The organism is Butyricicoccus sp. AM78-15b2TA (assembly GCF_027665985.1).
In the GTDB taxonomy this organism is placed as follows: domain Bacteria; phylum Bacillota; class Clostridia; order Oscillospirales; family Butyricicoccaceae; genus Agathobaculum; species Agathobaculum butyriciproducens.
In genome coordinates this window covers 338,720-360,750 of the sequence record NZ_JAQEHY010000001.1, presented here as the reverse complement: position 1 = coordinate 360,750, position 22,031 = coordinate 338,720, and the positions used below count along the sequence as shown (strand labels likewise).

The window sequence follows — 22,031 nt, the reverse complement described above, 5'->3', positions numbered from 1 at the left end:
GTGTCCCCCCATGCCGAGACATATTCGCAGTGACGGATAGCGTTCTGCTACACAGGTGGCTACTTCCAGCAGGCGCGGCATGACAGTGCCGCGCAATTCTTTAGCGCGTTGCTACAGACAGGGTCTACGAGGATAAATGCTGCCGAACGCCTACATTCGAAGGTGCCGTGCGTTACAACGTGTTAAAGAGTTGCGCAACACGGGTATGTTGCGCCTGCGGAAACTTAACCGCCTGTGTAGCAGAATGGCATCTGACACTGCGAACAGGTAGCGAAAGATACGGAAGAAAAAATCCTCTGCCGTACCCCATTTCGGAGCGGTCACATGTAGGTAATCTGCGCCGGGCTAACAAACAAGGGAAAGGTAGGAGTTCAAAGAGGAAGGAAAACCGCAGGTTGTCCTTCCTTTTTGCCCCCGCCGCGGGGCGCGGCACGCTCCCGCCGTCTGCAGACGGCGAATCCCCCGCTGAGGTTCAGCGGAAAACTCTCCGCCCGGAAAGGGCGAACCCGCTGACGCAGTTCGAGCACCCCGGACAGCCGGTGCAGAAAAAGGAGCCGCCCCGTTAGGCCGAACCCGTCTGCGGCAGTTCGTATGCCCCGGTCAACCAGTGCAGGAAAGCGCCGAGTTCCACCGCAATAAAAATTTTCAAGAAAATATGCGTTACCCTCTTGCAAAATACGCGAAAATAGGGTATTATATACAAGCACTGTTTTGTATGAACAGTCGAATAATGCTTAATGATGTAAAAAATACTATTATTTGGAGGCATAGCGATTATGACCGCAGGTGAATTTCGTAACGGCGTAACTTTTGAAATGGACGGTCAGGTACAGCAGGTTATTGAGTTCCAGCATGTAAAGCCGGGCAAGGGCGCTGCTTTTGTTCGTGTCAAGATGAAGAACGTCGTAACCGGTGCGGTTACTGAGACCTCCTTCAACCCGACTGCTAAGTTCGAGGAGGCTTTCGTAGAGCGCCGCGAGATGCAGTATCTGTACAATGAAGGTGACCTGTACTACTTCATGGATAACGAGACCTACGAGCAGATTCCGATCAGCAAGGATACTCTGGGCGATGATTTCCGTTTCGTGAAGGAGAACGAGAACGTTAAGGTTCTTTCCTACAAGGGTAGCGTTTTCGCAGTTGAGCCGCCGCTGTTCGTTGAGCTCGAGATCACTGAGACCGAGCCGGGCGTTAAGGGCAACACTGCTACTAACGTACTCAAGCCCGCTACCGTTGAGACCGGTGCTGTTGTTAAGGTTCCGATCTTTATCGAGCAGGGTGAGCGCATCCAGATCGACACCCGTACCGGTGAGTATCTGGGCCGCAGCAAGACCAAGTAAAAATTTGCAGCCAACAGGGATGGCAGCCGCCATCCCTGATTTGGACATTTAGCTCAGCTGGAAGAGCATCCGCTTGACGTGCGGAAGGTCAGCGGTTCGAACCCGTTAATGTCCACCAATTCAAATCCCGTCAGAAATGACGGGATTTTTTCTATATTTAAGACTTTTAGGTATTTGCGGTGGAAAATGTTCTGGAAAATGTAAAAAGCAGAATGTGCATTTCACAGCACATACAGCACAGAAAACCAACAAAAACAAAAGTGATGTAGGAAACGTGTAGGAAATCAAACCTGCAATTCCCGCACATCTTCCTCGGTGACGTGGCTGTAAATGTTGGCGGTGGTGCTGATGTCTGCGTGGCCCATGAGGTACTGAGCGGTTTTCAGATCTACGCCCTGACGGCGCAGATTGCTGCAGTAAGTGTGCCGGAGGTAGTGCGGCGTGATGGCCGGATCAAAGGCATGCTTGATGATGGCGTTGCGGTACAGCTCGGCACCGGCCGCGATGTCGCAGGCCCGCTGGAAGCTGTGCCACATACGGCGCATTTTTGTCATGGACAGCATGCGGCCGTTTTCGACATGAAAGAAATACCGCGATTTCATGTCCAGCTGTTTTTGAAGTTCGTCAGGGATGGGAACATAGCGTGCTCCGGCTGCGGTTTTCGTAGACTTCAAAGTCGGTTGGTTCGACTGTGTTTTATATTCGACCGACTGCGAGATACACAGCAGGCCGTCTTTGACATCGCGGGCACCGATCGGCACGGTTTCGCCGCGGCGCAGGCCGCAGTCAAGCATGAGCAGCACCCACGGTCCGGCATAGTGACGCTTTGCGACTTCGCGCACGATCTGCTCCTCGGCGCGGGTCAGCGCCCGGCGGCTTTTCTCATCCTCGCCCACGGTTTCGATACGCCGGAATGGGGAGGAGGCAATCAGGCCGTTAATCTCCGCCTGATCAAAGATAGCGTGCGTGATGTAATGCAGTTTGGCGGCGGTGCTTGCACCGAGCGGCTTGCCTTTGCTGGTCCTTGCGTTGTTCATCATTTCCTGCAGCTGGAACGGCTTCACACTGTCCAGTGCCAGAAAACCAATCGCCGGACAGATGCGCAGCCGCAAGTGCTCCTCGTAATTGTTGCGCTGGCTCTCGCCAACGTGCGGCTCCTTGTAGGTGTGATACCACTGCCACGCCCACTGCTCGACAGTAACCTTGCCGGGCGTGCCGCCGCGTGCGACCAGCATTTGCACGGCGCGTACCTTGGCCTCAAATCTTGCCTTGTTGTTGTCTTGGATGTACTTGCGGATCGGTGTGCCATCGTCCTTGTGACCGATGACAATGGTGCGTGAGTATTTGTACTTGTTAGCCATAAAAACCTCCAAAATGGAACATTTGTTCGATTACACGGTTGAAAATATAGCAGACCCCAGGGGGAGAGGTCTGCTGTTATTTTACTGTACAGGCGTTTCTATAAGAGCGGTATCGTCACCGTTCAATGCCTCCAACAACTTCTTTGCCAACTCGGATGCAATGTGCTGGCTCATAACAAGGTTGGCGACCGGTTCGTAGTCTACTTTCTCGATGGCGCCATTGGATGCAAACTGAGGTGCATCCTGTGCGAATACGATGGTAACTTCGTCTTTACGATCATTGAGCGCAAAGGAAAAGCGATTAACATAGGTGTTCATCATTAAGACCCTTTCTGTGGAAAATCACATTTCACTGCAATAAGAGCCGGGAAATGCGATCACGTTGTTAGAATGAGCGCATCCATACGAGGATTGCTCACTGGTGACGGAAACGGAAACTGGCTTCTGGTTCAGGACAGGCTTTTCGCCGAACAGGATTTTCAATGGCATAGAGAGCTTATGGGCGATGGAAACCAGACGACGGATCGTAAAGTTGTTATCGCCGTTTTCGATTTTGGAAACCTGACTCTGCGTTACATCGAGTAATTCAGCAAAAGCCTGTTGGGATAAACCGCGCTTGATCCGTTCGGCGGAAATCTTGCCTGCAATGTCCGCAAGCAGAATATCAGCCTCCAGTTCTTCGGCCGGAATATCTTCTGTGAGCGTGGCGAGAAGGTCGCTCCAATCGTTGGTGTATTTCATAGTGTGTCCTCCTCCAGATCATTGAGCCGCGCATAAGCAACTGCGATTGCACTTTCGTAATCACGGGAACGGCGTTCCCAGAACGCATGAAGCAGAATACGCTGGCCGGTAACAGAGTGATACGCATAAAGAATACGGATATTGAATTTCCTGCCTTTGTCGATATGTAAGCTGTATAGACGGTCGTCAATGCGTTCGTATTGGCGAAGCTGTTCAGCCTGCGCACGACCAAGGGCATTGTATTGGGATTGCATTTTGACAAATTCATTTAAGAACTCGGCTTCAATGCCGCTTTTACGCAGCAGAGAAAGCAAGTCGTCCGGCAATGCCTCGTGGTGGTACAGTCCTGATTGGGACAGGAATGCATCCAGCATACGAAGCAGTTGATCCTTATTCAAAGCATATCCTCCCTAACTATATTTTATTCCATAAAAGGCATAACTGCAAGTACAATATATTGATATATAATAACGCACATACAACATATAGAGTTTACATGATATATATAGAATGTGAACTGGCCAAATATAGCAGACCTCAAGGGGAGAGGTCTGCTGTATTTTTTAGACATTGCGATTAGGACCGTAGAAGATTTGACCTGAGCGTAGTTTTCGGCGATATGTACACTGCCCAGCTGTCATCAGATCTGGGTGAGTACAATGTCCAGCCTCACTGCACTGCAGATAGCGTGAACAACAGTCAAAACCATTTATCGAAAGAAACTTCTCGTATATTTCGATGGCAAGTTGTGGTGTTTTTTTGAACGAAAATGCTCTTGCGGCCATACGCGCCCAGTTGTTTGGGCGTGAATCATCGAGAGCAATATCACAATCGGTAAACAGCGATTGAATTCTTGGAGAAACTTCGAGATACAACTGTGTACTTCCTTTGAAGGTCATACAGGATTGCCCAAAACATTCAATTGCGTAATAAGGCTGGGATGATTTGGGTGTACGAAATTGAAGCGAAATCTTCCGTAAATCATAGCGAGGATCAGCCTGCTGGATGACAGACAGGAACTCCTGCATAATACGCTCAGGTTCGGAAAGTGGTTTATTGTCCAAACAATCTGACTGGTTATTGAGCAACTGCAAAAATTCGGCTTCCGTGATAATTTTGATTGGAAAACCCTTAACGATATATTCTTCAGCTTTAGTGATTTTGCCGCTTTTATGATTCGGATCAGAGTTTGCACCAATAATCAACAGGTCAGTTTTGCGGGTAATACTATCGGCATTATGTCCGCCACAGTCTGCAATACATTGCATAGCATCATGAAGATCCATGTTCTGCATTTCACCTGTGATAACACAGGTTAAGTCATACAGCGGATGTGCAGGGTCAAACATATCGACAGTGGGATGAATATCCTTTGCTTTGGGTCTTGATCTGTAATACGAGAACTGCTTTGCTGTGATATGTGATTTATTGGACTTTTCTTCCTTGTGTTCAAGTGGAAGTATATTAGCGCTTTGCCAAATAATTTTGGGATTGTATCGCTTTTGCAGAGCTTCAAAACACCGATATGTGGTTTCGCAATCGCCCAAGGCGCGATGTGCCTGACCGAGTTCTACTTGAAGCTGTTCTGCGATAAAAGAAAGATTGTAATGAGATATTTGCATACAATCACGGGCCAGAGGTAGCATATCGCAACAGGGATTCTCTACTGGAGGCAGATCATTCTCTGTGCAGATGCGATTGATGATAGGCAAATCAAACGCCAAAATATTATGACCAATGATAGGTGAGTCCTGAATAAAATCAAGGAATGCAGGCAGTGCGGTTTCGATAGGGGGCTGTTCTGCCAACATTTCGTTGGTGATGCCGGTGACTTCTATGCTATCGAGCGGAATCGGAGAAACGGGGCAAACCAACTGTGAGAAGCTGCGGACAGGTTTTCCGTTTTCAATTCTTAGAGCACCAAATTCAATGATTTCAGAATTATACCGGCTTAATCCTGTGGTTTCAATATCAATAACCGTATAAACAGAAGATGCAGAATTTGCAGGTGCAAGGTTCTCTGTTGGAGTGTGTTTACTGCGTGTAGAGGATTGCATATCCAACAGGCAATCTATGTGTATAGTGTGCAGCTGACCATTTACATCAATTACAACAAAAGAATCGTCTTTATAGCCAACAAGTTTGCATGAAGCAGGAGAATCAACGAAAAATCCGTTATAAATAAGCGGCTTGGGTTCGGTAAATGTTTTGGGTGTCAGCTTGAGTTTCTTTGATAATGCCAGAAGTTCCTCTGGATCGGAAACGCTGACCCATGTGTTAGGAGTAATCATATACAAGCGCCTTTCGGTGTCCGATTTGAACACGCTTCCTTTGTATTTTTACAAGATATAGATTTTCCCTCTTGCCAAAAACCAACATACGGTGTATTATTGGAAATACAAACACATGTTCGATTTTTTCGGGAGGGCGAGTTATGACAGCGAAAGAACAACAGTTTATCCGTCTTGTGCGTGGGCTGGTAGATCCACAGACCACGCTGGACGAAATAAAGACTATTCTTTGCGCTGGTTTGCCTCCAGCACCCGAAGTGCAGCGTCCTGCAGTGCTTCCGGTGCCGAACGAAAAAGTTTAAGCAGCTCCGCTTCTTCGGCAGAAAGCCCCGCGTCCTCGTAAGAGGGCGCTTTTTTTATGTCTGATTGTCCAAGCAGATAATCGGTGGACACATCAAAAAAAGAGGCGCAGGCAATCAGGATGTCGTTGCTTAAATCGCATTTTTCGGTTTCATACATAGCGATGGCGCTGCGCGATATACCGAGGATTGCCGCTAACTTTTCTTGTGTAATCTTATGTTCTTTGCGCAACTCTTTAATTCTGTTCACTGCCTGTCACTCCTATCTCATTATATTATAAGTCAATATAATTGACAAAACAACAGCAGTAGAAAAATAATTGTTTTTTATATTGACAAAATGCGCGGGAAGCGTTATTATAATGTCAGTGAAACTGACAAGGAGGTGCAAGCATGATTGCTATTAAAAAATTGCGTGAACGCAAAGGTCTGACGCAGATGCAAATGGCTGACGCGCTCGGCGTAGCGCGCGGCAGAATTGCTATGTGGGAAACCGGAAAATCGTTTCCGCGCGCCGAGATGCTACCTGCAATTGCTAAATTGCTCGGCTGCACGCTGGACGATCTTTACAAGAACGAAAAGGAGGTAATCTAAATGGCATCGAACAAGTATATGACGGTTGACCAGCTTGCCGAGCGCTGGATGTGCTCGCCGTCATACGTTCGCACCTTGCTCCGGAGCGGTCAGCTGTCAGCAGTAAAAATTGCAGGCTGGAAGGTCCGCCAGGATGAAGTCCTGCGTTTTGAAAAAGCAAAGGAGCAGGCCGATACAGAAGCGCTGCGGCAACAGCGTATCGGTTACATTCTGTGATAATTTTATCACAAACGGAAAGGCGAGGACAACGATGGAAAGATACCAGAATATCTACCAAAGTGCCCGCGAAGGTGCGGGTTTGACGCAGGAAAAAGCAGCCGAGATGCTTGGCTGGTCGGTGCGGAATCTGCAGGCCATCGAGCAGGAGGACCGGACACCTACGCCGGTGCGCGTGGCTGAGATGGCAGAGGCGTATCGTGCGCCGTGGCTGCGCGGATATTACTGCAACCGGTGTCCGCTGGGTACACTGTGGCGGCGGCCGGAAAGCAATGTGGAGCTGCAGCAGCTGGCCTTGGAGGTCGGCTTGGAGAGCGAGGACTACGAGCAGGAGCGTGCCGACGCGCACGATCTGGCGATGATCGCCCTCGACCGCAAAATCGACGATGATGAATCATCGCGATATAACGCCATTGTGCAGCGTATGCTGCGGCGGGCCTATCTGGCAGAGATGGCCTTGATCAGCGGCGAGACAGCAAAGGAGCGAGAAAATTGAAAAACGGACAAAGAAAAAACGCCCAGACGGCGGCAACCGTACTGAGCGTCAATGCAAAAACATCTTGTATTTATAATTATACCACCACAGCCATCGACCGTCAAGTACCGGATTTTGAGGTGCTCGATGGCGGCTGTCAGGGCGTGCGCCCGCGCATGGTCGGCATCGGCTTTACGCTGCTGCTGCTCACGGCCGGACTGACGGACAACGGCACGCTGCCGCTGTGGGGTACGGTGCTGGTCGGAGTGGTCGGTCTGGCACTGTTGTTGGGAGGTGTGCGCGATGCATGAGGTAAACGTGCGGCTGCCAATCCCTGACGAGCTGTGGACAGAAATCGCGGAGCTGGCAGAGAAGAAGAGCAGCCGACCGGGAGAACTGGCTGAATTTCTGGTGATGGTCGGCTTGTATCATCACCTGCGCCAGAACATCGACATGTACAAGGCAAGCATTATGCTGAGCGAGAGGCGAAAGGAGGGGAAGGTTGACACATGAATTTCCATTTTGACGGTGCTGTGGCTGAAATGTACGGCGTGGATGGTGCGGTTTTTATCTCGCGCCTGCAGTTCTGGATCGAAAAGAACGCCGCCAACGACCGGCACTATCACGAAGGCCGTTACTGGACGTACAACAGTCTGCGTGCCATGGAAAAACTGTTCCCGTTTTGGTCACGGCGGCAGATTGAGCGCATCGTCAAGAACCTCAAGGACAAGGGCGTTCTGCTGACCGCGAACTACGCCAGGGACAGCCATGACCGCACCCTGTTTTACGCCCTCGACGAGAGCAAATTACCCATTTCACCATTTGGTGGTGAGGTGTCACCGTTTGGTGACACCACCCTGTCACGGAACGGTGACAACCTGTCACCAAACGGTGAAATGATTAATGAACAGTTAAAGACACATATAAGAGAAGAGGAAGATAAGGCAAATAAGCCCGAAATAAGCAATAAGCCGCAGCAGCTTGCAGACCGGTACAACGCCATCTGCACAAGCCTGCCGAGAGTCGTCCGGCTGACGGACAAGCGCCGCCGAGCGGTGCGCCTGATCTACGGCAAGGGCTACACACCGGAGCAGCTCGATGAGGCGTTCCGCAGGGCACAGGCGAGCAGCTTTTGCGCCGGCCAGAACGACCGCCACTGGAAAGCCGATTTTGACTGGCTGCTGAACGAGAATAATCTGGTCAAGGTGCTTGAGGGCAAGTACGATAATCCGGCGGCTGCCAAGCCGCCGCGGAAGAAAGCAGAGGAGGTGGAAGAATGGTAGCACCGCTTGATGCAGAATACAGCGTGATTGGCTCACTGCTGCTCGAGCCACAGATTGCTGGTGAGCTGTTCGCAGCAACGAGCGAGCAGGACTTCACTCGCGAGGAACTGCGCAACGTATATCTGGCAGCCCGGCAGATTTTCAACGCGGGCAAGCCGCTTGATGCAGTCACGCTTCGCGCGGCTGTCGGCAAAGAATACGAGCCGCTGTTCTTCGCCTGCATGGAAGTCACCCTGACCGGCCGACGTTGGAAATCCTATGTTGCTGCGATGCAGGAGCAGACCCGAGTGACCCGCCTGCACGATCTGGCGGACCGGCTGGCTCAGATTCAGACCAGCGATGAGGGCCGCGAGCTGATCGCACAGGCCAGCGCCGCAGCAGGGGAGCGGTCGGGCGTTCAGATCGTAACGATGCAGGACGCGATAGTCAACTTCGTCGAGGAGCAATCCACCAAGCGCAAGTTTATCAGCTACGGATTCAGCCGCCTTGACGGCCGCCTGTACAGCGATTACGGCGATTTCGTCGTGCTGGCCGGCAGACCGTCGGCAGGCAAGACAGCAATGGCTCTGCAGATGGCGGTACACATGGGACGGCACGACAAGGTTGGCTTTTACAGCCTGGAAACATCGCCGGCCAAGCTGACCAACCGCATCATTGCCAATCGTGCAATCGTGGACTTCGGCCGTATCAACCGCCGAGAGATGACGCAGGAAGAATGGGAGCGCGTGGTGCGACTGAAAGGCGAGATTATGGAGAGCGACGTTGAACTCATTCCGGCCAGCGGCTGGAGTGTGCAGGATATTCTCTCGACCGCCTTACAGCGCAGGCACAAGATCGTCTTTATCGACTATCTCCAGCAGCTGACCGGCCGTGGCAAGGATCGCTTTGAGCAGGTAACGCGCATTTCTCTGGATTTGCACGCAATGGCACAGACACACGGTATTCTGGTTGTGGCGCTCAGTCAGCTCAACCGTGCTTCAACCGCAAGACCTGACGCAGCACCGACGCTCACCGATCTGCGTGAGTCCGGTCAGATTGAGCAGGACGCCGATGCCGTGCTGGCGCTGTACATCAACGAGGAAGAAAACGCACCACCGAATGAGCGCTGCCTGCAGGTGCTGAAAAACAAAGAAGGTCGGCTCGGCAAGGTTCGGCTCGACTTTGACGGCAGCCTGCAGCAGTTTGCCGAGTACATGGACGGCCAGCGGGAAGTGATCCTGCAGACCGCCAGAATGGAGAAAAAGCATGAAGCTAAGCAAAGCAATCCCAAGGCTGCGGTTTGAGCGCCGCCGGTTGTACGCGCAGAGTAAGGTCTGTCCGCCGGAAATGCGGCGGGAATACCGAGAGAGAGCCGAGGCAATCGGCGCGGTGCTTGGATATATCAAACGGAACCGGAAGGAGAAACAGCATGATTGAGATTAAAATTAACGGCGAGACTGTGACCTCTAAGGTGATTCCGCGGAATCCCGAAGAGCTGCAGGATGATTTCTTGCGCGTCCTGCTTGTGCTGCGTCATGTCATCGAAAAGCACACTGGTCGCAGCCTTGCGAATGTGATGATGGAACAGTTATGCGATGCAGCATTTAGCGAAGATCTCGACGTGACTATTGACGAATACGGTGAGGTGCAGCATGGCATCTGAGACACGCCGCATCATCTGGCGGCACCCGAAGGGCATCTACGCAACGGTCGAGGTGTCCGGCACCGGCGTATTCGGCGTGCCGTACTGTTACCGCGAAACCGTATACACCCAAGACCGCGACGCACGCGGCGTGGCCCGCAAGGAAGTCCAGCCTGCGCCGCCGAACGGCGGCAGACCGGCAGGAGGCCCGCGGATAGCGCTGACTGACAAAGAGGAGCGCGAAATCTGCGAAATGTACGAGACAATGCCTCTCGCAATCGTGGCGGCAAGCATGCACCGCTCAAGCAAAACGGTGCGAGCGGTACTCGAAAAGCATGGTATTCAGAGGCGGAAATACGGTCCGCGAACGAAGTAAACCACTGAAACAAGAAAAAGGAGCGAAAACATCTTGAAAACAATCTCTGTTGTAAACTTAAAGGGTGGCGTCGGCAAGACGGTTACCGCCGTAAACCTTGCAGGCATTTTGGCTGCCGACTATGGCAAGCGCGTCCTGTTGGTAGACAGCGACCCGCAGGGTGACGCCAGCCAGTACATCGGCGTAGTACCTGACGCCTGCAGCACGGCCGACCTGTTCGACGGCGGCACGGCCTACTACGAGGACGTCATCCAGCACACCATTTACCGTGATCTTGACATCGTCCCGTCCGACATGCAGCTCGCCTCGGTTGATCTGGACGCCGACATTGACCGCAAGCAGGCGGTTCGCGTGTACGCCGATCTGCGTGACGCACTGGTCGAGGATGATGCGTACGACGTGATGATCTTCGATTGTCCGCCGTCATTCAGCTTGCCGTGCATCTCGGCGATTGCTGCCAGTGATATGGTCTTCGTGCCGATCAAGCCGGGCGCGTTTGAGATGTCCGGTATGCGGCTGCTTGCCGATCAGATTGCCAGTGTGCAGAGCACCGGCCTTGCCAAGCGCAGTGTTCGCGGTCTGCTGACCATCTGGCACAACGCTGACGCAACGCGCCAGAGCGAGGACTGGCTGCGAGAGCACAGCCCGATTCAGCTGTTTACGCAAAAGATCAGACGCACCGACAAGGTGACCGAGAGCACCTACGCCGCACAGCCGGTCACGCGCTGGTCTCCGACCTCGGCGGTCGCCCGCGACTACCGAGCATGGGTGGAAGAACTCATGGAGGTGCTTTGAGATGGCAAAGAAATTTAATCTTGCGGAGCTGATGGGCGAGGCGGTGTCCAAATCGGACACCGGAGAAATGCGGGTGGAGCAGCTTCCACTCGTTGAAATCGAGGAAAACGAGAACAACAGCTACGCGCAGAACGACATTGACGAGTTGGCGGAGTCCATCAAGGTGATTGGATTGCAGCAGCCGCTTGTGGTACGCCGCAAGGCCGAGGGAGGGTACTTACTCCTTGCAGGACACCGCCGCCGGAACGCGCTGGCGCTGCTCGACCGCAAGACCGCGCCCTGTATTGTGCTCGATGCCGACCTTGACCCGTCCATCCAGACGCTGATTCTGCACTGGACCAACACGATGGCACGCGGTGGCGGCGGCCTGACCGCTGAGTACACCGGTCAGGCGGCAAAGGAGATTGAGGCCGCGCTCAAGGATTTGCAGGCACGCGGCGTGGTCGAGCTGCCGGGCAAGCTGCGCAGCTATGTTGCCGAGGTGCTCAAAACGTCCGAGAGCCAGATCGCCAGGGCAAAGGCTATCAACAACGGGCTGACCAAGGCTTGGCAAGGCGATTTTAAGTGCCACCGCATCAACGACAGCGCCGCCTATGAGCTGAGCCAGTGTGATGCAGACCTGCAAAGGGAACTGCATGGCGCGTACAAGGACCGCTATTGGAGTCTGGACAGCAAAAAGATTAAAGCGCACCGCAAGGCGGCGGAATTTGATTTTACACCGCTGACCTGCCCGGAGGCATCGCCCGGCATAGAGCCTTGCACCGGAGCGGACAAGCGTGCCGCATGGGTCAAAGACGGGCACTGCGAGGGCTGCTGCCATGAGTGCTCGCTTGCCGCCAACTGTGACCGCGTGTGCGGCAAGGTCAAGCAGCGCATTGAGCGGGAGAAAAACAAGGTCAAGGACAACGAGGAACGGGAACGCAGACTGGCAGAGTTCAACGCTTCGCCGCTGGCAGAAGCTCGGCGCAATATCCGCTTTGCGCTGGCCTGCAAGGATATTCGGTGCGCTGATGATTTTGAGGATAAGCGTTTCCGGTGGAATATGAGTTGGCTGTGGGCTTCGCAGCCGTTCGGCTGTGTGCCTGACCTTGCGGAGCTGTTTGAGATGGCAGCATCGGTCGGTATTGACCCATTTGAGATGATTGCCGACCATCCGGCGTGCAGCATCTGGCACAAGTACACCGAAGAGCGACCGCCGGAGGGCGCTCGGGTGCTGTGCAGTCTGTGCGGCTGTGCCGGACGATATGGCGAGTATATCTACAAGGGTGGCAAGTGGTATTTCCCGGACTTGGCCGATGAGGAGTGCGAAGCAAATATCCTCGTCAGCTCGTGGACGGAGGTGTTCCCGGAATGATTGGAGAACGCTACATTGCCGTAAGCGATTTGAGAAAGCACTTGGAATTTCTGAAAAAGGAAACCAGTTGGAACACAGACGTTTGCGATCCGGAAACTATCGAGCGTGTGCTGATGGTAGTCGAAAATGAAGTGGACAATATAGATACGATTGGTCCGCGTCAGATGAGCAGTAAATTGTTGAAAGCCATCACTATGGCGATCAAGATACAGTGCGATATGGCAAAAGACCATCGTAAGCTGTGCCGTGAGCAGGAAAAGATTGCTGAGAGCAAAAATAATTTGCTGCTGATGGGATTTTATCGCGGCATTGCGGAAATAGAGCGCCAGTATATCGAGACATTTAATCGTTGGTTAAAAAATATTTGACAAACCGAAATTTTGCGGATATTCTATAAAACTACGCGGACGGGGACAGCCTCGTCCGCTGTGGTGTTCAATTTGGACACCGGGAGGACTTGAATGAAGAGGAGAAAGACAATCCGAGCCGGACGGCTTGTGTGGGACATTACCTACACGGTGCCGCGGCCGAACGCCAGCAAGCAGGAGCGCAAGCGGATCCGCGAGGTGACAGAGGAACAGATCCAACGCACCAACGCCAACACGGCGCAGCGCAAACTGGAAATGCTGATGGCAACCAACTTTGATGATACCGATCTGGTGCTGACCGTCACCTATCGAGATGCAGATCTGCCGGAAAGCGCCGACGTGACACGCAAGCATCTCGGCAAGGTGTTTGCACAGATGCGGGCCTACCGCAAGGCGCGAGGTCTGCCGGATCTGAAATACATTTATGTGCTCGAGGGCAGGCACGGAGACCACCGGCCTCACGCGCACATTATCATCAACGCCGCAGGCGGTGACTTGGAGCTGATGCGGTCACTCTGGATCTGGGGCGATGACATACAGCTTAATTATATTAGAGAGCGTGGGTATGACGGCTGGGCCGGTTACTTAACCAAGGAGCGACGCGAGGCGTCACTCAACGGCAAAAAGCAGTTTGTTGGCAGCCGGAATCTTGCCCGCCCGGTCACGACTTACGAGTGGGTGGACGACGGGACGACCGTTGATGCACCGCCCGGAGCACAGGTGCTCGATGAGGGCGGCGGCCGGAACGAGATAGCGTCCTGCCGGTTTGTGAAATATTTAATGCCGAAAAATACCTATTATAATACACATGCAACGCGCACACGCACGCGCGTTGTTGCTGGCTTGAAATGCTCTATAACATATGCCACGGTTGTGGAGAAACGAAAGCGAACGGGTAGACATAGGAGGACGAAAGGTGTATAATCAAGACAAAAGAATAAAACTTGTGTGCCCGCGATGCAAGCGGCCGACCAACGTGGTCGCAATCAAGGGACGCACAGTGTTGCGGGATTTCCCGTTGTTTTGTAAATTTTGCAAATGTGAGACCGTCATTGAGTTTGACGGGGAGCGCCAGCGCCTGAGAGCCAGAGCCGAATAACTGCACCGAATGGTGTGGCTATTTGGCTCTTATTTTTTGCCAGGAAGGACGGTGAGTGTCGTGCAAACGGTGCGCGAGATGATACCTGAGTACAAGCGCAACCTCGACCGGCTGCGTCAGCGGCGGCTTGATCTGCTGCGGGAACGTGAGCTTGAACCGAGCTTTGAGAAGCGCTACAAGCTGACGGTGCGCATCTGTCGGCTCAAGAGCATCATCACGTCTACCGAGTCCGCCCTGCACGACATGCTCGAGTATGACAAGTAAGCCGCTGAGGCCGTGCCTGCATCCCGGCTGCCGGGAGCTGGTGCGGTGCGGGTACTGTGACAAGCACAGACCCAAGGACAGCGCACGGCGCAGCACAGAGAGCCGCCGGTGGCGTGGCTGGTACAGCCTGCCGATCTGGACGGACAACCTGCGGCCGGCACAGCTGCTGCGTGAGCCGTGGTGCCGCGAGTGCGCACGGCAAGGCCGCCGAGTCCGAGCGACAGACGTTGACCACATCGAGTCGCACAACGGAGACTGGCAGCGCTTTACCGACCCAAGCAACCTGCAAAGCCTGTGCCACGGTTGCCACAGCGCAAAGACCATGGCCGAAAGCAGGGCTAAAGGCAAGACGAAACGGCGCTGACCGGCGGAACGCTTGGACGGGCGCAGGCAGGTGGGTGTGCGCGAACTTGGCGAGAAATCTCAAGATTTCTCGGGGTCCCCCCGCCCTCGGAAAGTTTTGCGGCGGGGCGCTCTAGACCGCAGCCCCCCATTCGTGCGAGATTTTTTCCCAATGGAGCGGGAATTTTGGAGGTTTTGAAAATGGCAAACAAGAAAAGCGTCGGTCCGGCAGGGCCGGGCGAGGTAAAAGCGGCGTGGTTTATGCCGGAGCAGCTGGCGCGGGTGCCGATCGGCGAGCTGGTGCCCTATGCCCGCAATGCGCGGACGCACAGCGAGAGCCAGATCGCCCAAATCAGAGCGAGCCTGCGGGAGTTTGGTTTTGTCAATCCGGTGCTGATTGACAGCGACCGGAATATCATCGCCGGACACGGGCGCGTACTGGCGGCGCAGGCCGAGGGCATGACCGAGGTGCCGTGCGTACTCGTTGAGCACCTGACGGACGCACAGCGGCGTGCATACATCCTGGCAGACAACCGCCTTGCGGAGCAGTCCGGCTGGGACACCGAGATGCTGGCGCTTGAGCTGGGCGAGATGCAGTCCGCGGGCATGGATCTGACAATCACCGGATTCACGGCAGCGGACATGGAAATAGAGGACCCGAACGAAGAACCGCCTGCCGCCGAAGATGACGGCGATAGCGGCGAACCGGATTCCGACACGCCCAGTCGCGCCCAGGACGGCGATGTGTGGAAACTCGGTGACCACGTTCTTTTGTGCGGAAATTGTACCGAAAAAGCGTATTTAGACAAAATTTTCGGGGGGGGGTAACACAAAAAGTTGATTTACTACTTACTGACCCGCCGTATGGCGTTGATTACGTCGGCAAGACCGGCGACGCAATGACCATCGAGAATGATGGCGCTGACCGTGACGCGCTGATGGAACTGCTGACCGGCTCGTTTGCTGCTGTCAGCGAGTGGCTGCGAGAGGGCGCAGCGTATTACATCTGGTGTGCGAGCAAAACGTGGGATGTGTTCGCTCGGGCGGTGGAACAGCTTGGATGGCCAGTGCGCGAGCAGCTGATCTGGAACAAGGATTGCTTTGTGATGGGCCGACAGGATTACCAGTGGAAGCACGAACCGTGTCTGTACGGCTGGAAGCCGGGAGCCGCGCACAAGTGGTGCAGCGACCGCAGCCAAACGACCGTGATCGACTGTCCGCGCCCGAAGGCGAACCGCGACCACCCGACCATGAAGCCGATTCCGCTGTTTGACTACCTGATTCGCAACAGTACGGACGTTGGTGACACGGTGTATGACCCGTTCTGCGGCAGTGGCACGACGCTGCTGGCTTGCGAACAGGCAAACCGTAAATGCGTGGCGGTGGAGTTGTCACCGCGGTATTGCGATGTAATTTTACGCCGATGGGAGGCGCTGACCGGCCGGAAGGCCGAGCGGCTTCGGAATTTGAGAGAGTGAGGTGAGAGATATGCCAGCCAGCAAGCCAATTCCGCGGGAGGCGGACGGCACGGTGGACATCAAGCAGGCGCGAAAGCGCATGGCAGGACACCGTACAAACGCCGAGATCGAGGCAAAAGCCAAAAGCGAGGTGCGGGCGAAGGAGCCGAAACGCATCACGGTGCCCAAGTATCTGCCGCAGGTGATGGAGGCAGAATACCGGCTGACTGCGAAAAAGCTGGTTGCCCTGCATATCTTTTCCGACCTTGACTATGACATGCTTGCGCGGTATTTTATCGCTCGCGCCGCATGGCAGAACGCCCAGAACTGGGCGAACCGTGCGATCATGCAGGGCGACGCCAAGGAGGCGGGCAGCTGGACCAAGACGGCGAACGTTTACTTTGGTCAGTGCCAGAGCTGTGCGTCGGCGCTCGGTCTGAGCGTGTCGGCGCGGTGCCGCCTCGTGATGCCGGAGCCGCCCAAGGATGAGGCCGACGAGGACCCGCTCAGCAAAATGCTGCGCGAGCGGGCAGAGCGCCGGAAGGCGTGAGACATACGTCCGAGGTTGTGACGGGCAGTGTAATGCCTGCTCGAGCTTCGACCTTTGGCGGTAGGTGAGTTTTGTGATATTTCCTCGCCTGTCCGTCAGAGCCTCGGACAGCTTCCTGCGCTGCGGCGGACGGTGGTCAGCCATTACGCCGTCCCCCACGTCAGAGTGGCAAGGATACAAGCGGGTGCACCCGGAATGCAGACGAGTGGGTGCGTCCGTCGGAGCGCAGGAGGAGCAAACAATGCAAGATCGAACAATCTGTCCGGCTATGTGCCCGATGCTCAACGTCCAGGGCTTTTGCGAGAGCGCATGGAGACGGGCAGGCCAGGTGCGGGAGTGCCCGCATAAGAAAATGCGCAAGGCGGTGTCCAGTTTGAACACCGAAAATAGGAGGAAAACAAAATGAAGAAAACCACTTTAATCGTGCTGGCTATCGTGGCCGCGCTGGTACTTATGATCGCCGCTGCGTTCGTGTCGGTCAATAACCGCGCGGTATCGGCGGAGGAACAGGTCAGCTCGTCAGCAGCTGACGTGCAGGTAGCAGAGAAACGCCGTGTTGATCTCGTTTACAATCTGGTGGACGCAGTAAAGTCCTATCAGACCTATGAGAGCGACACGCTGACGAAGATTACGCAGGCCCGCACTGCTGCTGCATCGGGCAAGGTAGAAGAAGCACAGGTTACGTTAAATGCTGTTGCGGAGCAGTACCCGGAACTCAAGGCAAACGAAAATTACAAGCAACTCATGACCGAACTTGCGCTGACCGAGAACCAGATCGCGCAGTACCGCAACAACTACAATCAGCAGGTACGGGCATACAACAAGCTGGTACGGTCTTTCCCGACCGGTTTTCTGCTGTGGGTAATGAACTATCAGACAATCGACACGACCTACACGGACTACGATGCACCGGAAGATGCTCCGCAGAACCTGTTCGGTGGCGGCGATGGAGATTAAGCCTCGTGAGATTGCGTTCAGCGTTGCAATCGTGTTCGTTATGGTGGCACTGGGATTTCTGCTCGGTAGCAAAATCAGTGACCATATCGCTGAGACAAACGAGGAATTTACCACGGCAACGCAGATTACAGACGATCAGCAGTTTCAATATGCGCTGGATACCGACTTCGGGAATGTCATCGCTTACGGCAATCTGGTTGCCGAACAACCCGTTTCGGCTGATGATTTAGATGGCGAATATGCGCAGCTGACCAAAATCACGGAGCAATATACCATGCACACGCGCGTTGTAACCTCTACGGACGGAAAGGGGCACACATACACTCGCACCGAGGTGTATTGGACGTGGGACGAGATTGACCGGGAGAAAGACAGCACAGAAACATACATGTTCATGGGTGCATCATTCCCGGCGGATAAGTTTTCCGTTACAGCGCACCAACAGGGCGATACAATCTATGACAGCAGACTTGTGCGGCATTATTACGAAGCTGTGGACGCAAATATGGTTGGCAGTATACATACGCAAATCAAAGATCATATGATTGCAGACAGCAACCGGTTTTATGTCGATGCGGAACCTCAGGCAGTTAGAGACCTTGCTGTAAGACAAGGTAATATTGCCATCTTTTTGTTCTGGGTATTATGGATTGTGCTGACCGGTGGTGCAGTATATGGTTTCTGTGCGTTGGAAAACCGATGGCTGGATTGAAAATGTGGTGTCCAAACTGAACACCGCACACAAAAAGTAAAATCCGGTGCTGTGACGGGCGACCCACCCGAAACACCTTACCTATTTCTTTTGGCGGCGGCGAGGGTTTGTCCTCTTGTACCTCGCCCGTCCGTCAGAGCACCGGATGGTGCAAATTATGGAGGTTTTGACGATGTATGACCGCGAGGAGTATGAGTGGTATAAGACGCACGGCATCTGCGTGCGCTGCCGCAAGGCTAAGGCACGCAGCGGCCGCACGACCTGCGCCGCGTGTGCGGCTCAAAACACGGAGCGCACCATGCGGTATTTTAACGAGCTGACCGCCGAGAAGCGCAAGGAATACTCTCAGCGAGCCACCGAGAAACAGCGTGAGCGGCGTGACGCTCGCTACGCTGCCGGTCTGTGCGTTATCTGCGGCAAGCGGCCGCCGAGAGACAACCGCCGGACCTGTGCGCTGTGCAGCAGCAAGCGAACAGGCGCACAGCAGAAACAGGCGGAAAAGTGACAACAGCATTCCGGTGCTGTGACGGGCGGCAGCAGCTGCCCGAGAAACAACCTCCAAAATAATTTTGCGCAGGGCACGGCGGTAACGGAACGCCGCCGCGTCCGTCAGAGCACCGGAAATCAATTTAACAGAGCCGACGCGGGAAAGCGGTAGAGAGCCAGAGCCTGAGAGCCAGAGCCAACGAGCAATTTGTCTCGTCGGCTCTTATTTTTTGCTCGGAAAGGGGTGAGAGAGATGGCAAAGAAAGAAAAACGCATCGACTACATCAGCAAAGCGGAGGATATCCGCCTGATTGCGAGCGGTGTGAACGCTGAGCACCGCACTATGACCTGGCGCGAGGCGACCGAATATTGGGAGCGCGACAACGGCACCGACGATTACGGCCGTGCGGCGTTGATGGCGTACCTCGGCATTGCGACGGCAGGCGAGTGTGCACTGCTGGATAATCTGGTTGACGCGCCGGAGGATGACGCACCGACAGAGGAGGAAAGTGAATGATGAAGAAAATCGTAGTCGCGCTGCTGTCTGACGCTCTGCTGTTGGGCGGCGTGGTTGTTATTATGGTTGGACTCTACACGATTTGGCCGCCGCTGGCCGCAATCGCGGGCGGTGTGCTCGCTATCTTGCTGTCGATTTTGATGGTCGTGTAAGGCGGTGCAGCAATGATCGCAGATAAGATTTTACACCGCATCCGTGGTCAGACCACGCTGACGCTGGACGACCCGACCGGATGGAGCACGGGCGGCAGCACCCTGTTCGGCGGCAAGGAAATGCAGGCTATGAAGCTGCCTGCCGTCAATGCCTGCATCGAGATCATCTCGGACAGCGTGGCTAAAATGCCGATCTACCTGATGGACGGCGAGACCCGCGAGCGGGTACCCGACCACCCGGCGGTGCGGCTGCTGACCGGCAGGCCGACCGAGGCCCTGACCGCCTTTGACTATCACAAGCTGATGGAGAGCCGCCGTATTGCGTACGGCAACGCTTACGCGCTCATCCTGCGCGACAAGTGGGGACAGCCGGTGGAGCTGCTGCCGATCGCGCCGGGCTACATGCTGCCGATCCTCGACACCAACGCCAAGCTGTGGTATGTCGGCATCAATCCCAAGACGCACGAGTACCGCAAGTTCTGGCCGACCGATGTGCTGCATTACAAGGCATTCAGCACAGACGGCCTTGAGGGCATCAGCTATCTGCGCCGCGGTGCCGAGACCATTGAGGCAGCCCTGCAGGCACAGCGATACGAGAGCAACTACTACCGCAACGGCGGTCAGGTAAGCGGCATTCTGACCACCGACACCGACCTCTCGCCAAGGTCGACCACCATCGGCGGTGAGAAAGTGGACATCAAGAGCAAAATCCGTGCCGAGTGGGAAAGCATCCACTCCGGAGCGGACAACGCTTACCGCATTGCGGTGCTGGATAACGGCCTCAAGTACACGCCGCTGACCGCAACAAACCGTGACGCGCAGTTTATCGAGAGCAAGGCTGCCAGCGTCGAGGACATTGCCCGGCTGTTTAACATCCCGTTTTACAAGCTCGGCGCGGGCAAGGAGAGCTATGCCGCCAACACGCAGGCGGCCATTGAGTATATCCAGCGCACACTGTCGCCGATCGTCAGCGAGCACGAGCAGGAGGATACGCACAAGCTGCTGCTTGAGAGCGAGTGCAGCCGCGGCCTGCAGCTGCGCCGCAACATGATGGGCGAGCTGCGCGGAGACTGGACGGCTCGGGCTGCATGGTACAAGTCCATGCGCGAGATCGGCGCGTACAGCGTGGACGATATCCGCGCACTCGAGGACCTGCCGGACGTGCCCGGCGGCGATGACCGTCTGGCAAGCCTTAACTACGTCCCGCTGGAGGACTGGCGGGACCTGAGCCGCCGCCGCAACGGAGCGGACGGCGAGGAACAGAAAGGAGTGACCCCATAATGGCAATCACAATGCCTAAAATCGACATTACGTTTGAGCAGCGTGCTGTGAGCCTGATCGGCCGCAGCGAGCGCGGTGTCGCAATCCTGATCGTGAGAGACGACACCGACAAGACATTTACGCACAAGCAGTACAGCGACCTGTCTGCCGCGCAGGCGGACGAGAGCCTGTACACCGCAGACAATTACGCTGCTATCTGCGACCTGCTCGGCTTTGCGCCGTATCAGGCGCATGTATTCCGCTGTGATGCGGACGGCGCTCTGGCAGATACGCTCGCCGAGATCGGCAAGCGCGTCAAGACCGGCTGGCTGACTATTGCCGGTCAGAGTGCAGATGATGGTCTGGCGCTGTCTGCGTGGGTCAAGACGCAGGATAACACCAAGCACAAGACCTATAAGGCGGTCTGCCATAACCTGACCACCGCGCCGGACGATATGCACGTTGTCAATTTTGTCAACGAGTCGGTTACCTACACGGATGACCGCGGCAAGAAAGACGGCGTGACCTATCTGCCGAGCCTGCTCGGTATCTTCGCGGTGTGCAACGTCACCCGCGGCAGTACCAACTACCTGTGCAGCAACCTCAGCGAGGTGCAGGAAGTTGCGGACAACGACGCGGCGCTCGGCAGCGGCAAGTTTATCCTTGTCAACGACGAGGACGGCAATGTGCGCGTGGCGCAGGGCATTAACTCGATGACCACGACCGACGGCAAGACCAAAACCGAGGACATGCAGTTTATCGAGACGGTCGAGGCGATGGACATGATGCGCGACGACATTACGTCCGTATTCCGTGAGACCTACCTCGGCAACTACCGCAACAGCCGCGACAACCAGATGATGCTGGTGGCCTCGCTCAACAGCAGCTATTTCCGTCAGCTGATGCAGCAGAGCATCCTTGACCCGGACTATGCCAATGCGGCCCGCATCGACACGGACGCGCAGCGTGCCGCGTGGGTGGCATCCGGCAAGAGCGAGGCTGCCGACTGGGACGATGATACCGTCAAGGCCAACCCGTTCAAGCGCACTGTCTATCTGACGGCCAACGTCAAGATTCTCGGCTCGATGACCGACCTCATTTTCCCGATCACCATGGCGTAA

35 protein-coding genes and 1 tRNA gene are annotated in these 22,031 nt (G+C 54.8%); 30 read left to right on the top strand and 6 right to left on the bottom strand.

Translation table 11 applies throughout. From position 1 onward, the window contains the following. The first annotated feature begins 773 nt into the window (after nucleotides 1–773). The gene (gene efp, locus PGS25_RS02030) at nucleotides 774–1,340 is read left to right on the top strand and encodes an elongation factor P (protein ID WP_110437112.1); all 567 of its coding nucleotides are present in this window, start codon (nucleotides 774–776) and stop codon (nucleotides 1,338–1,340) included. Between the two features lie 42 nt (nucleotides 1,341–1,382). Continuing rightward, a tRNA-Val gene (locus tag PGS25_RS02025) sits at nucleotides 1,383–1,458 on the top strand. Nucleotides 1,459–1,624: 166 nt separating this feature from the next. Here PGS25_RS02025 and PGS25_RS02020 read toward each other — a convergent pair. From PGS25_RS02020 to PGS25_RS01995, 6 genes are all read right to left on the bottom strand, one after another. Beyond that, a complete protein-coding gene (locus tag PGS25_RS02020; protein WP_270417522.1) occupies nucleotides 1,625–2,701 on the bottom strand; it encodes a tyrosine-type recombinase/integrase in 1,077 nt (358 codons plus the stop codon). Nucleotides 2,702–2,782: 81 nt separating this feature from the next. Next, complete coding sequence (locus PGS25_RS02015) at nucleotides 2,783–3,022, bottom strand: hypothetical protein (RefSeq protein WP_270417521.1); 240 nt, start codon at nucleotides 3,020–3,022, stop codon at nucleotides 2,783–2,785. Between the two features lie 21 nt (nucleotides 3,023–3,043). Beyond that, the gene (locus tag PGS25_RS02010) at nucleotides 3,044–3,442 is read right to left on the bottom strand and encodes a helix-turn-helix domain-containing protein (RefSeq protein ID WP_270417520.1); all 399 of its coding nucleotides are present in this window, start codon (nucleotides 3,440–3,442) and stop codon (nucleotides 3,044–3,046) included. Continuing rightward, on the bottom strand, nucleotides 3,439–3,840 hold the full coding sequence (locus PGS25_RS02005; protein ID WP_270417519.1) for a hypothetical protein: 402 nt from the start codon (nucleotides 3,838–3,840) through the stop codon (nucleotides 3,439–3,441). Before PGS25_RS02005 ends, PGS25_RS02010 begins: the two co-directional genes overlap by 4 nt. 165 nt (nucleotides 3,841–4,005) lie before the next feature. Further along, nucleotides 4,006–5,733 (bottom strand): exonuclease domain-containing protein, encoded by a 1,728-nt coding sequence (locus PGS25_RS02000; protein ID WP_270417518.1) that lies wholly within the window; start codon nucleotides 5,731–5,733, stop codon nucleotides 4,006–4,008. Nucleotides 5,734–5,955: 222 nt separating this feature from the next. Next, nucleotides 5,956–6,282 (bottom strand): helix-turn-helix domain-containing protein, encoded by a 327-nt coding sequence (locus PGS25_RS01995; RefSeq protein WP_270417517.1) that lies wholly within the window; start codon nucleotides 6,280–6,282, stop codon nucleotides 5,956–5,958. A 143-nt stretch (nucleotides 6,283–6,425) separates the two neighbouring features. Between PGS25_RS01995 and PGS25_RS01990 the strand changes: the two genes are divergently transcribed. From PGS25_RS01990 to PGS25_RS01860, 28 genes are all read left to right on the top strand, one after another. Next, nucleotides 6,426–6,626, top strand: a complete 201-nt coding sequence (locus PGS25_RS01990) for a helix-turn-helix transcriptional regulator (protein ID WP_270417516.1) — start codon at nucleotides 6,426–6,428, stop codon at nucleotides 6,624–6,626. Next, nucleotides 6,627–6,842: a helix-turn-helix domain-containing protein gene (locus tag PGS25_RS01985; protein WP_118360492.1), complete on the top strand. Its 216-nt coding sequence runs from the start codon at nucleotides 6,627–6,629 to the stop codon at nucleotides 6,840–6,842. It abuts the gene before it with no gap. A 34-nt stretch (nucleotides 6,843–6,876) separates the two neighbouring features. Continuing rightward, nucleotides 6,877–7,338 (top strand): helix-turn-helix domain-containing protein, encoded by a 462-nt coding sequence (locus PGS25_RS01980; protein ID WP_158578317.1) that lies wholly within the window; start codon nucleotides 6,877–6,879, stop codon nucleotides 7,336–7,338. Next, nucleotides 7,335–7,628, top strand: coding sequence for a hypothetical protein (locus tag PGS25_RS01975; protein WP_270417515.1), 294 nt, complete (start codon nucleotides 7,335–7,337; stop codon nucleotides 7,626–7,628). The genes PGS25_RS01980 and PGS25_RS01975 overlap by 4 nt, the downstream gene beginning before the upstream one ends. Then, nucleotides 7,621–7,830 (top strand): hypothetical protein, encoded by a 210-nt coding sequence (locus tag PGS25_RS01970; protein ID WP_118360495.1) that lies wholly within the window; start codon nucleotides 7,621–7,623, stop codon nucleotides 7,828–7,830. Before PGS25_RS01975 ends, PGS25_RS01970 begins: the two co-directional genes overlap by 8 nt. Continuing rightward, entirely contained in the window at nucleotides 7,827–8,600 is a 774-nt protein-coding gene (locus PGS25_RS01965) for a hypothetical protein (RefSeq protein WP_270417513.1), read from the top strand. The genes PGS25_RS01970 and PGS25_RS01965 overlap by 4 nt, the downstream gene beginning before the upstream one ends. Beyond that, nucleotides 8,594–9,883 carry a replicative DNA helicase gene (locus tag PGS25_RS01960; protein ID WP_270417512.1) on the top strand — a complete coding sequence of 430 codons (1,290 nt, stop codon included), beginning with the start codon at nucleotides 8,594–8,596 and terminating at the stop codon, nucleotides 9,881–9,883. The genes PGS25_RS01965 and PGS25_RS01960 overlap by 7 nt, the downstream gene beginning before the upstream one ends. Beyond that, nucleotides 9,846–10,016 carry a hypothetical protein gene (locus PGS25_RS01955; RefSeq protein ID WP_270417511.1) on the top strand — a complete coding sequence of 57 codons (171 nt, stop codon included), beginning with the start codon at nucleotides 9,846–9,848 and terminating at the stop codon, nucleotides 10,014–10,016. The genes PGS25_RS01960 and PGS25_RS01955 overlap by 38 nt, the downstream gene beginning before the upstream one ends. Beyond that, the gene (locus tag PGS25_RS01950) at nucleotides 10,009–10,242 is read left to right on the top strand and encodes a hypothetical protein (protein ID WP_270417510.1); all 234 of its coding nucleotides are present in this window, start codon (nucleotides 10,009–10,011) and stop codon (nucleotides 10,240–10,242) included. Before PGS25_RS01955 ends, PGS25_RS01950 begins: the two co-directional genes overlap by 8 nt. Further along, nucleotides 10,232–10,597 (top strand): hypothetical protein, encoded by a 366-nt coding sequence (locus PGS25_RS01945; protein WP_270417508.1) that lies wholly within the window; start codon nucleotides 10,232–10,234, stop codon nucleotides 10,595–10,597. Before PGS25_RS01950 ends, PGS25_RS01945 begins: the two co-directional genes overlap by 11 nt. Before the next feature lie 33 nt (nucleotides 10,598–10,630). Continuing rightward, complete coding sequence (locus PGS25_RS01940; RefSeq protein ID WP_270417507.1) at nucleotides 10,631–11,392, top strand: ParA family protein; 762 nt, start codon at nucleotides 10,631–10,633, stop codon at nucleotides 11,390–11,392. Nucleotide 11,393: 1 nt separating this feature from the next. Further along, nucleotides 11,394–12,746, top strand: a complete 1,353-nt coding sequence (locus tag PGS25_RS01935) for a ParB/RepB/Spo0J family partition protein (RefSeq protein ID WP_270417505.1) — start codon at nucleotides 11,394–11,396, stop codon at nucleotides 12,744–12,746. Next, nucleotides 12,743–13,114, top strand: a complete 372-nt coding sequence (locus PGS25_RS01930; protein ID WP_270417504.1) for a hypothetical protein — start codon at nucleotides 12,743–12,745, stop codon at nucleotides 13,112–13,114. The genes PGS25_RS01935 and PGS25_RS01930 overlap by 4 nt, the downstream gene beginning before the upstream one ends. A gap of 93 nt (nucleotides 13,115–13,207) precedes the next feature. Next, nucleotides 13,208–14,038 carry a rolling circle replication-associated protein gene (locus PGS25_RS01925; protein ID WP_270417502.1) on the top strand — a complete coding sequence of 277 codons (831 nt, stop codon included), beginning with the start codon at nucleotides 13,208–13,210 and terminating at the stop codon, nucleotides 14,036–14,038. Next, nucleotides 13,977–14,213, top strand: coding sequence for a cysteine-rich KTR domain-containing protein (locus tag PGS25_RS15700; RefSeq protein WP_442865203.1), 237 nt, complete (start codon nucleotides 13,977–13,979; stop codon nucleotides 14,211–14,213). The genes PGS25_RS01925 and PGS25_RS15700 overlap by 62 nt, the downstream gene beginning before the upstream one ends. A 51-nt stretch (nucleotides 14,214–14,264) precedes the next feature. Further along, nucleotides 14,265–14,477: a hypothetical protein gene (locus PGS25_RS01920; RefSeq protein WP_270417501.1), complete on the top strand. Its 213-nt coding sequence runs from the start codon at nucleotides 14,265–14,267 to the stop codon at nucleotides 14,475–14,477. Next, a complete protein-coding gene (locus tag PGS25_RS01915; protein ID WP_270417500.1) occupies nucleotides 14,467–14,841 on the top strand; it encodes an HNH endonuclease in 375 nt (124 codons plus the stop codon). The genes PGS25_RS01920 and PGS25_RS01915 overlap by 11 nt, the downstream gene beginning before the upstream one ends. Before the next feature lie 179 nt (nucleotides 14,842–15,020). Then, a complete protein-coding gene (locus PGS25_RS01910) occupies nucleotides 15,021–15,647 on the top strand; it encodes a ParB/Srx family N-terminal domain-containing protein (RefSeq protein ID WP_270417499.1) in 627 nt (208 codons plus the stop codon). Beyond that, entirely contained in the window at nucleotides 15,593–16,297 is a 705-nt protein-coding gene (locus PGS25_RS01905) for a DNA-methyltransferase (RefSeq protein ID WP_270417498.1), read from the top strand. Before PGS25_RS01910 ends, PGS25_RS01905 begins: the two co-directional genes overlap by 55 nt. Before the next feature lie 10 nt (nucleotides 16,298–16,307). Beyond that, nucleotides 16,308–16,826: a phage terminase small subunit P27 family gene (locus PGS25_RS01900; protein ID WP_118360505.1), complete on the top strand. Its 519-nt coding sequence runs from the start codon at nucleotides 16,308–16,310 to the stop codon at nucleotides 16,824–16,826. Nucleotides 16,827–17,067: 241 nt separating this feature from the next. After that, on the top strand, nucleotides 17,068–17,232 hold the full coding sequence (locus tag PGS25_RS01895; protein WP_270417497.1) for a hypothetical protein: 165 nt from the start codon (nucleotides 17,068–17,070) through the stop codon (nucleotides 17,230–17,232). Continuing rightward, complete coding sequence (locus PGS25_RS01890) at nucleotides 17,229–17,783, top strand: LemA family protein (protein ID WP_270417496.1); 555 nt, start codon at nucleotides 17,229–17,231, stop codon at nucleotides 17,781–17,783. Before PGS25_RS01895 ends, PGS25_RS01890 begins: the two co-directional genes overlap by 4 nt. After that, nucleotides 17,773–18,495, top strand: coding sequence for a hypothetical protein (locus PGS25_RS01885; protein ID WP_270417495.1), 723 nt, complete (start codon nucleotides 17,773–17,775; stop codon nucleotides 18,493–18,495). The genes PGS25_RS01890 and PGS25_RS01885 overlap by 11 nt, the downstream gene beginning before the upstream one ends. A 157-nt stretch (nucleotides 18,496–18,652) precedes the next feature. Beyond that, nucleotides 18,653–19,000, top strand: a complete 348-nt coding sequence (locus PGS25_RS01880) for a hypothetical protein (protein WP_270417494.1) — start codon at nucleotides 18,653–18,655, stop codon at nucleotides 18,998–19,000. Nucleotides 19,001–19,234: 234 nt separating this feature from the next. Next, nucleotides 19,235–19,498, top strand: coding sequence for a hypothetical protein (locus PGS25_RS01875; protein ID WP_117490909.1), 264 nt, complete (start codon nucleotides 19,235–19,237; stop codon nucleotides 19,496–19,498). After that, complete coding sequence (locus tag PGS25_RS01870) at nucleotides 19,495–19,650, top strand: hypothetical protein (RefSeq protein WP_158578310.1); 156 nt, start codon at nucleotides 19,495–19,497, stop codon at nucleotides 19,648–19,650. The genes PGS25_RS01875 and PGS25_RS01870 overlap by 4 nt, the downstream gene beginning before the upstream one ends. 12 nt (nucleotides 19,651–19,662) lie before the next feature. Continuing rightward, complete coding sequence (locus PGS25_RS01865) at nucleotides 19,663–20,931, top strand: phage portal protein (protein WP_118360507.1); 1,269 nt, start codon at nucleotides 19,663–19,665, stop codon at nucleotides 20,929–20,931. Beyond that, the gene (locus PGS25_RS01860) at nucleotides 20,931–22,031 is read left to right on the top strand and encodes a phage tail sheath C-terminal domain-containing protein (protein WP_270417493.1); all 1,101 of its coding nucleotides are present in this window, start codon (nucleotides 20,931–20,933) and stop codon (nucleotides 22,029–22,031) included. The genes PGS25_RS01865 and PGS25_RS01860 overlap by 1 nt, the downstream gene beginning before the upstream one ends.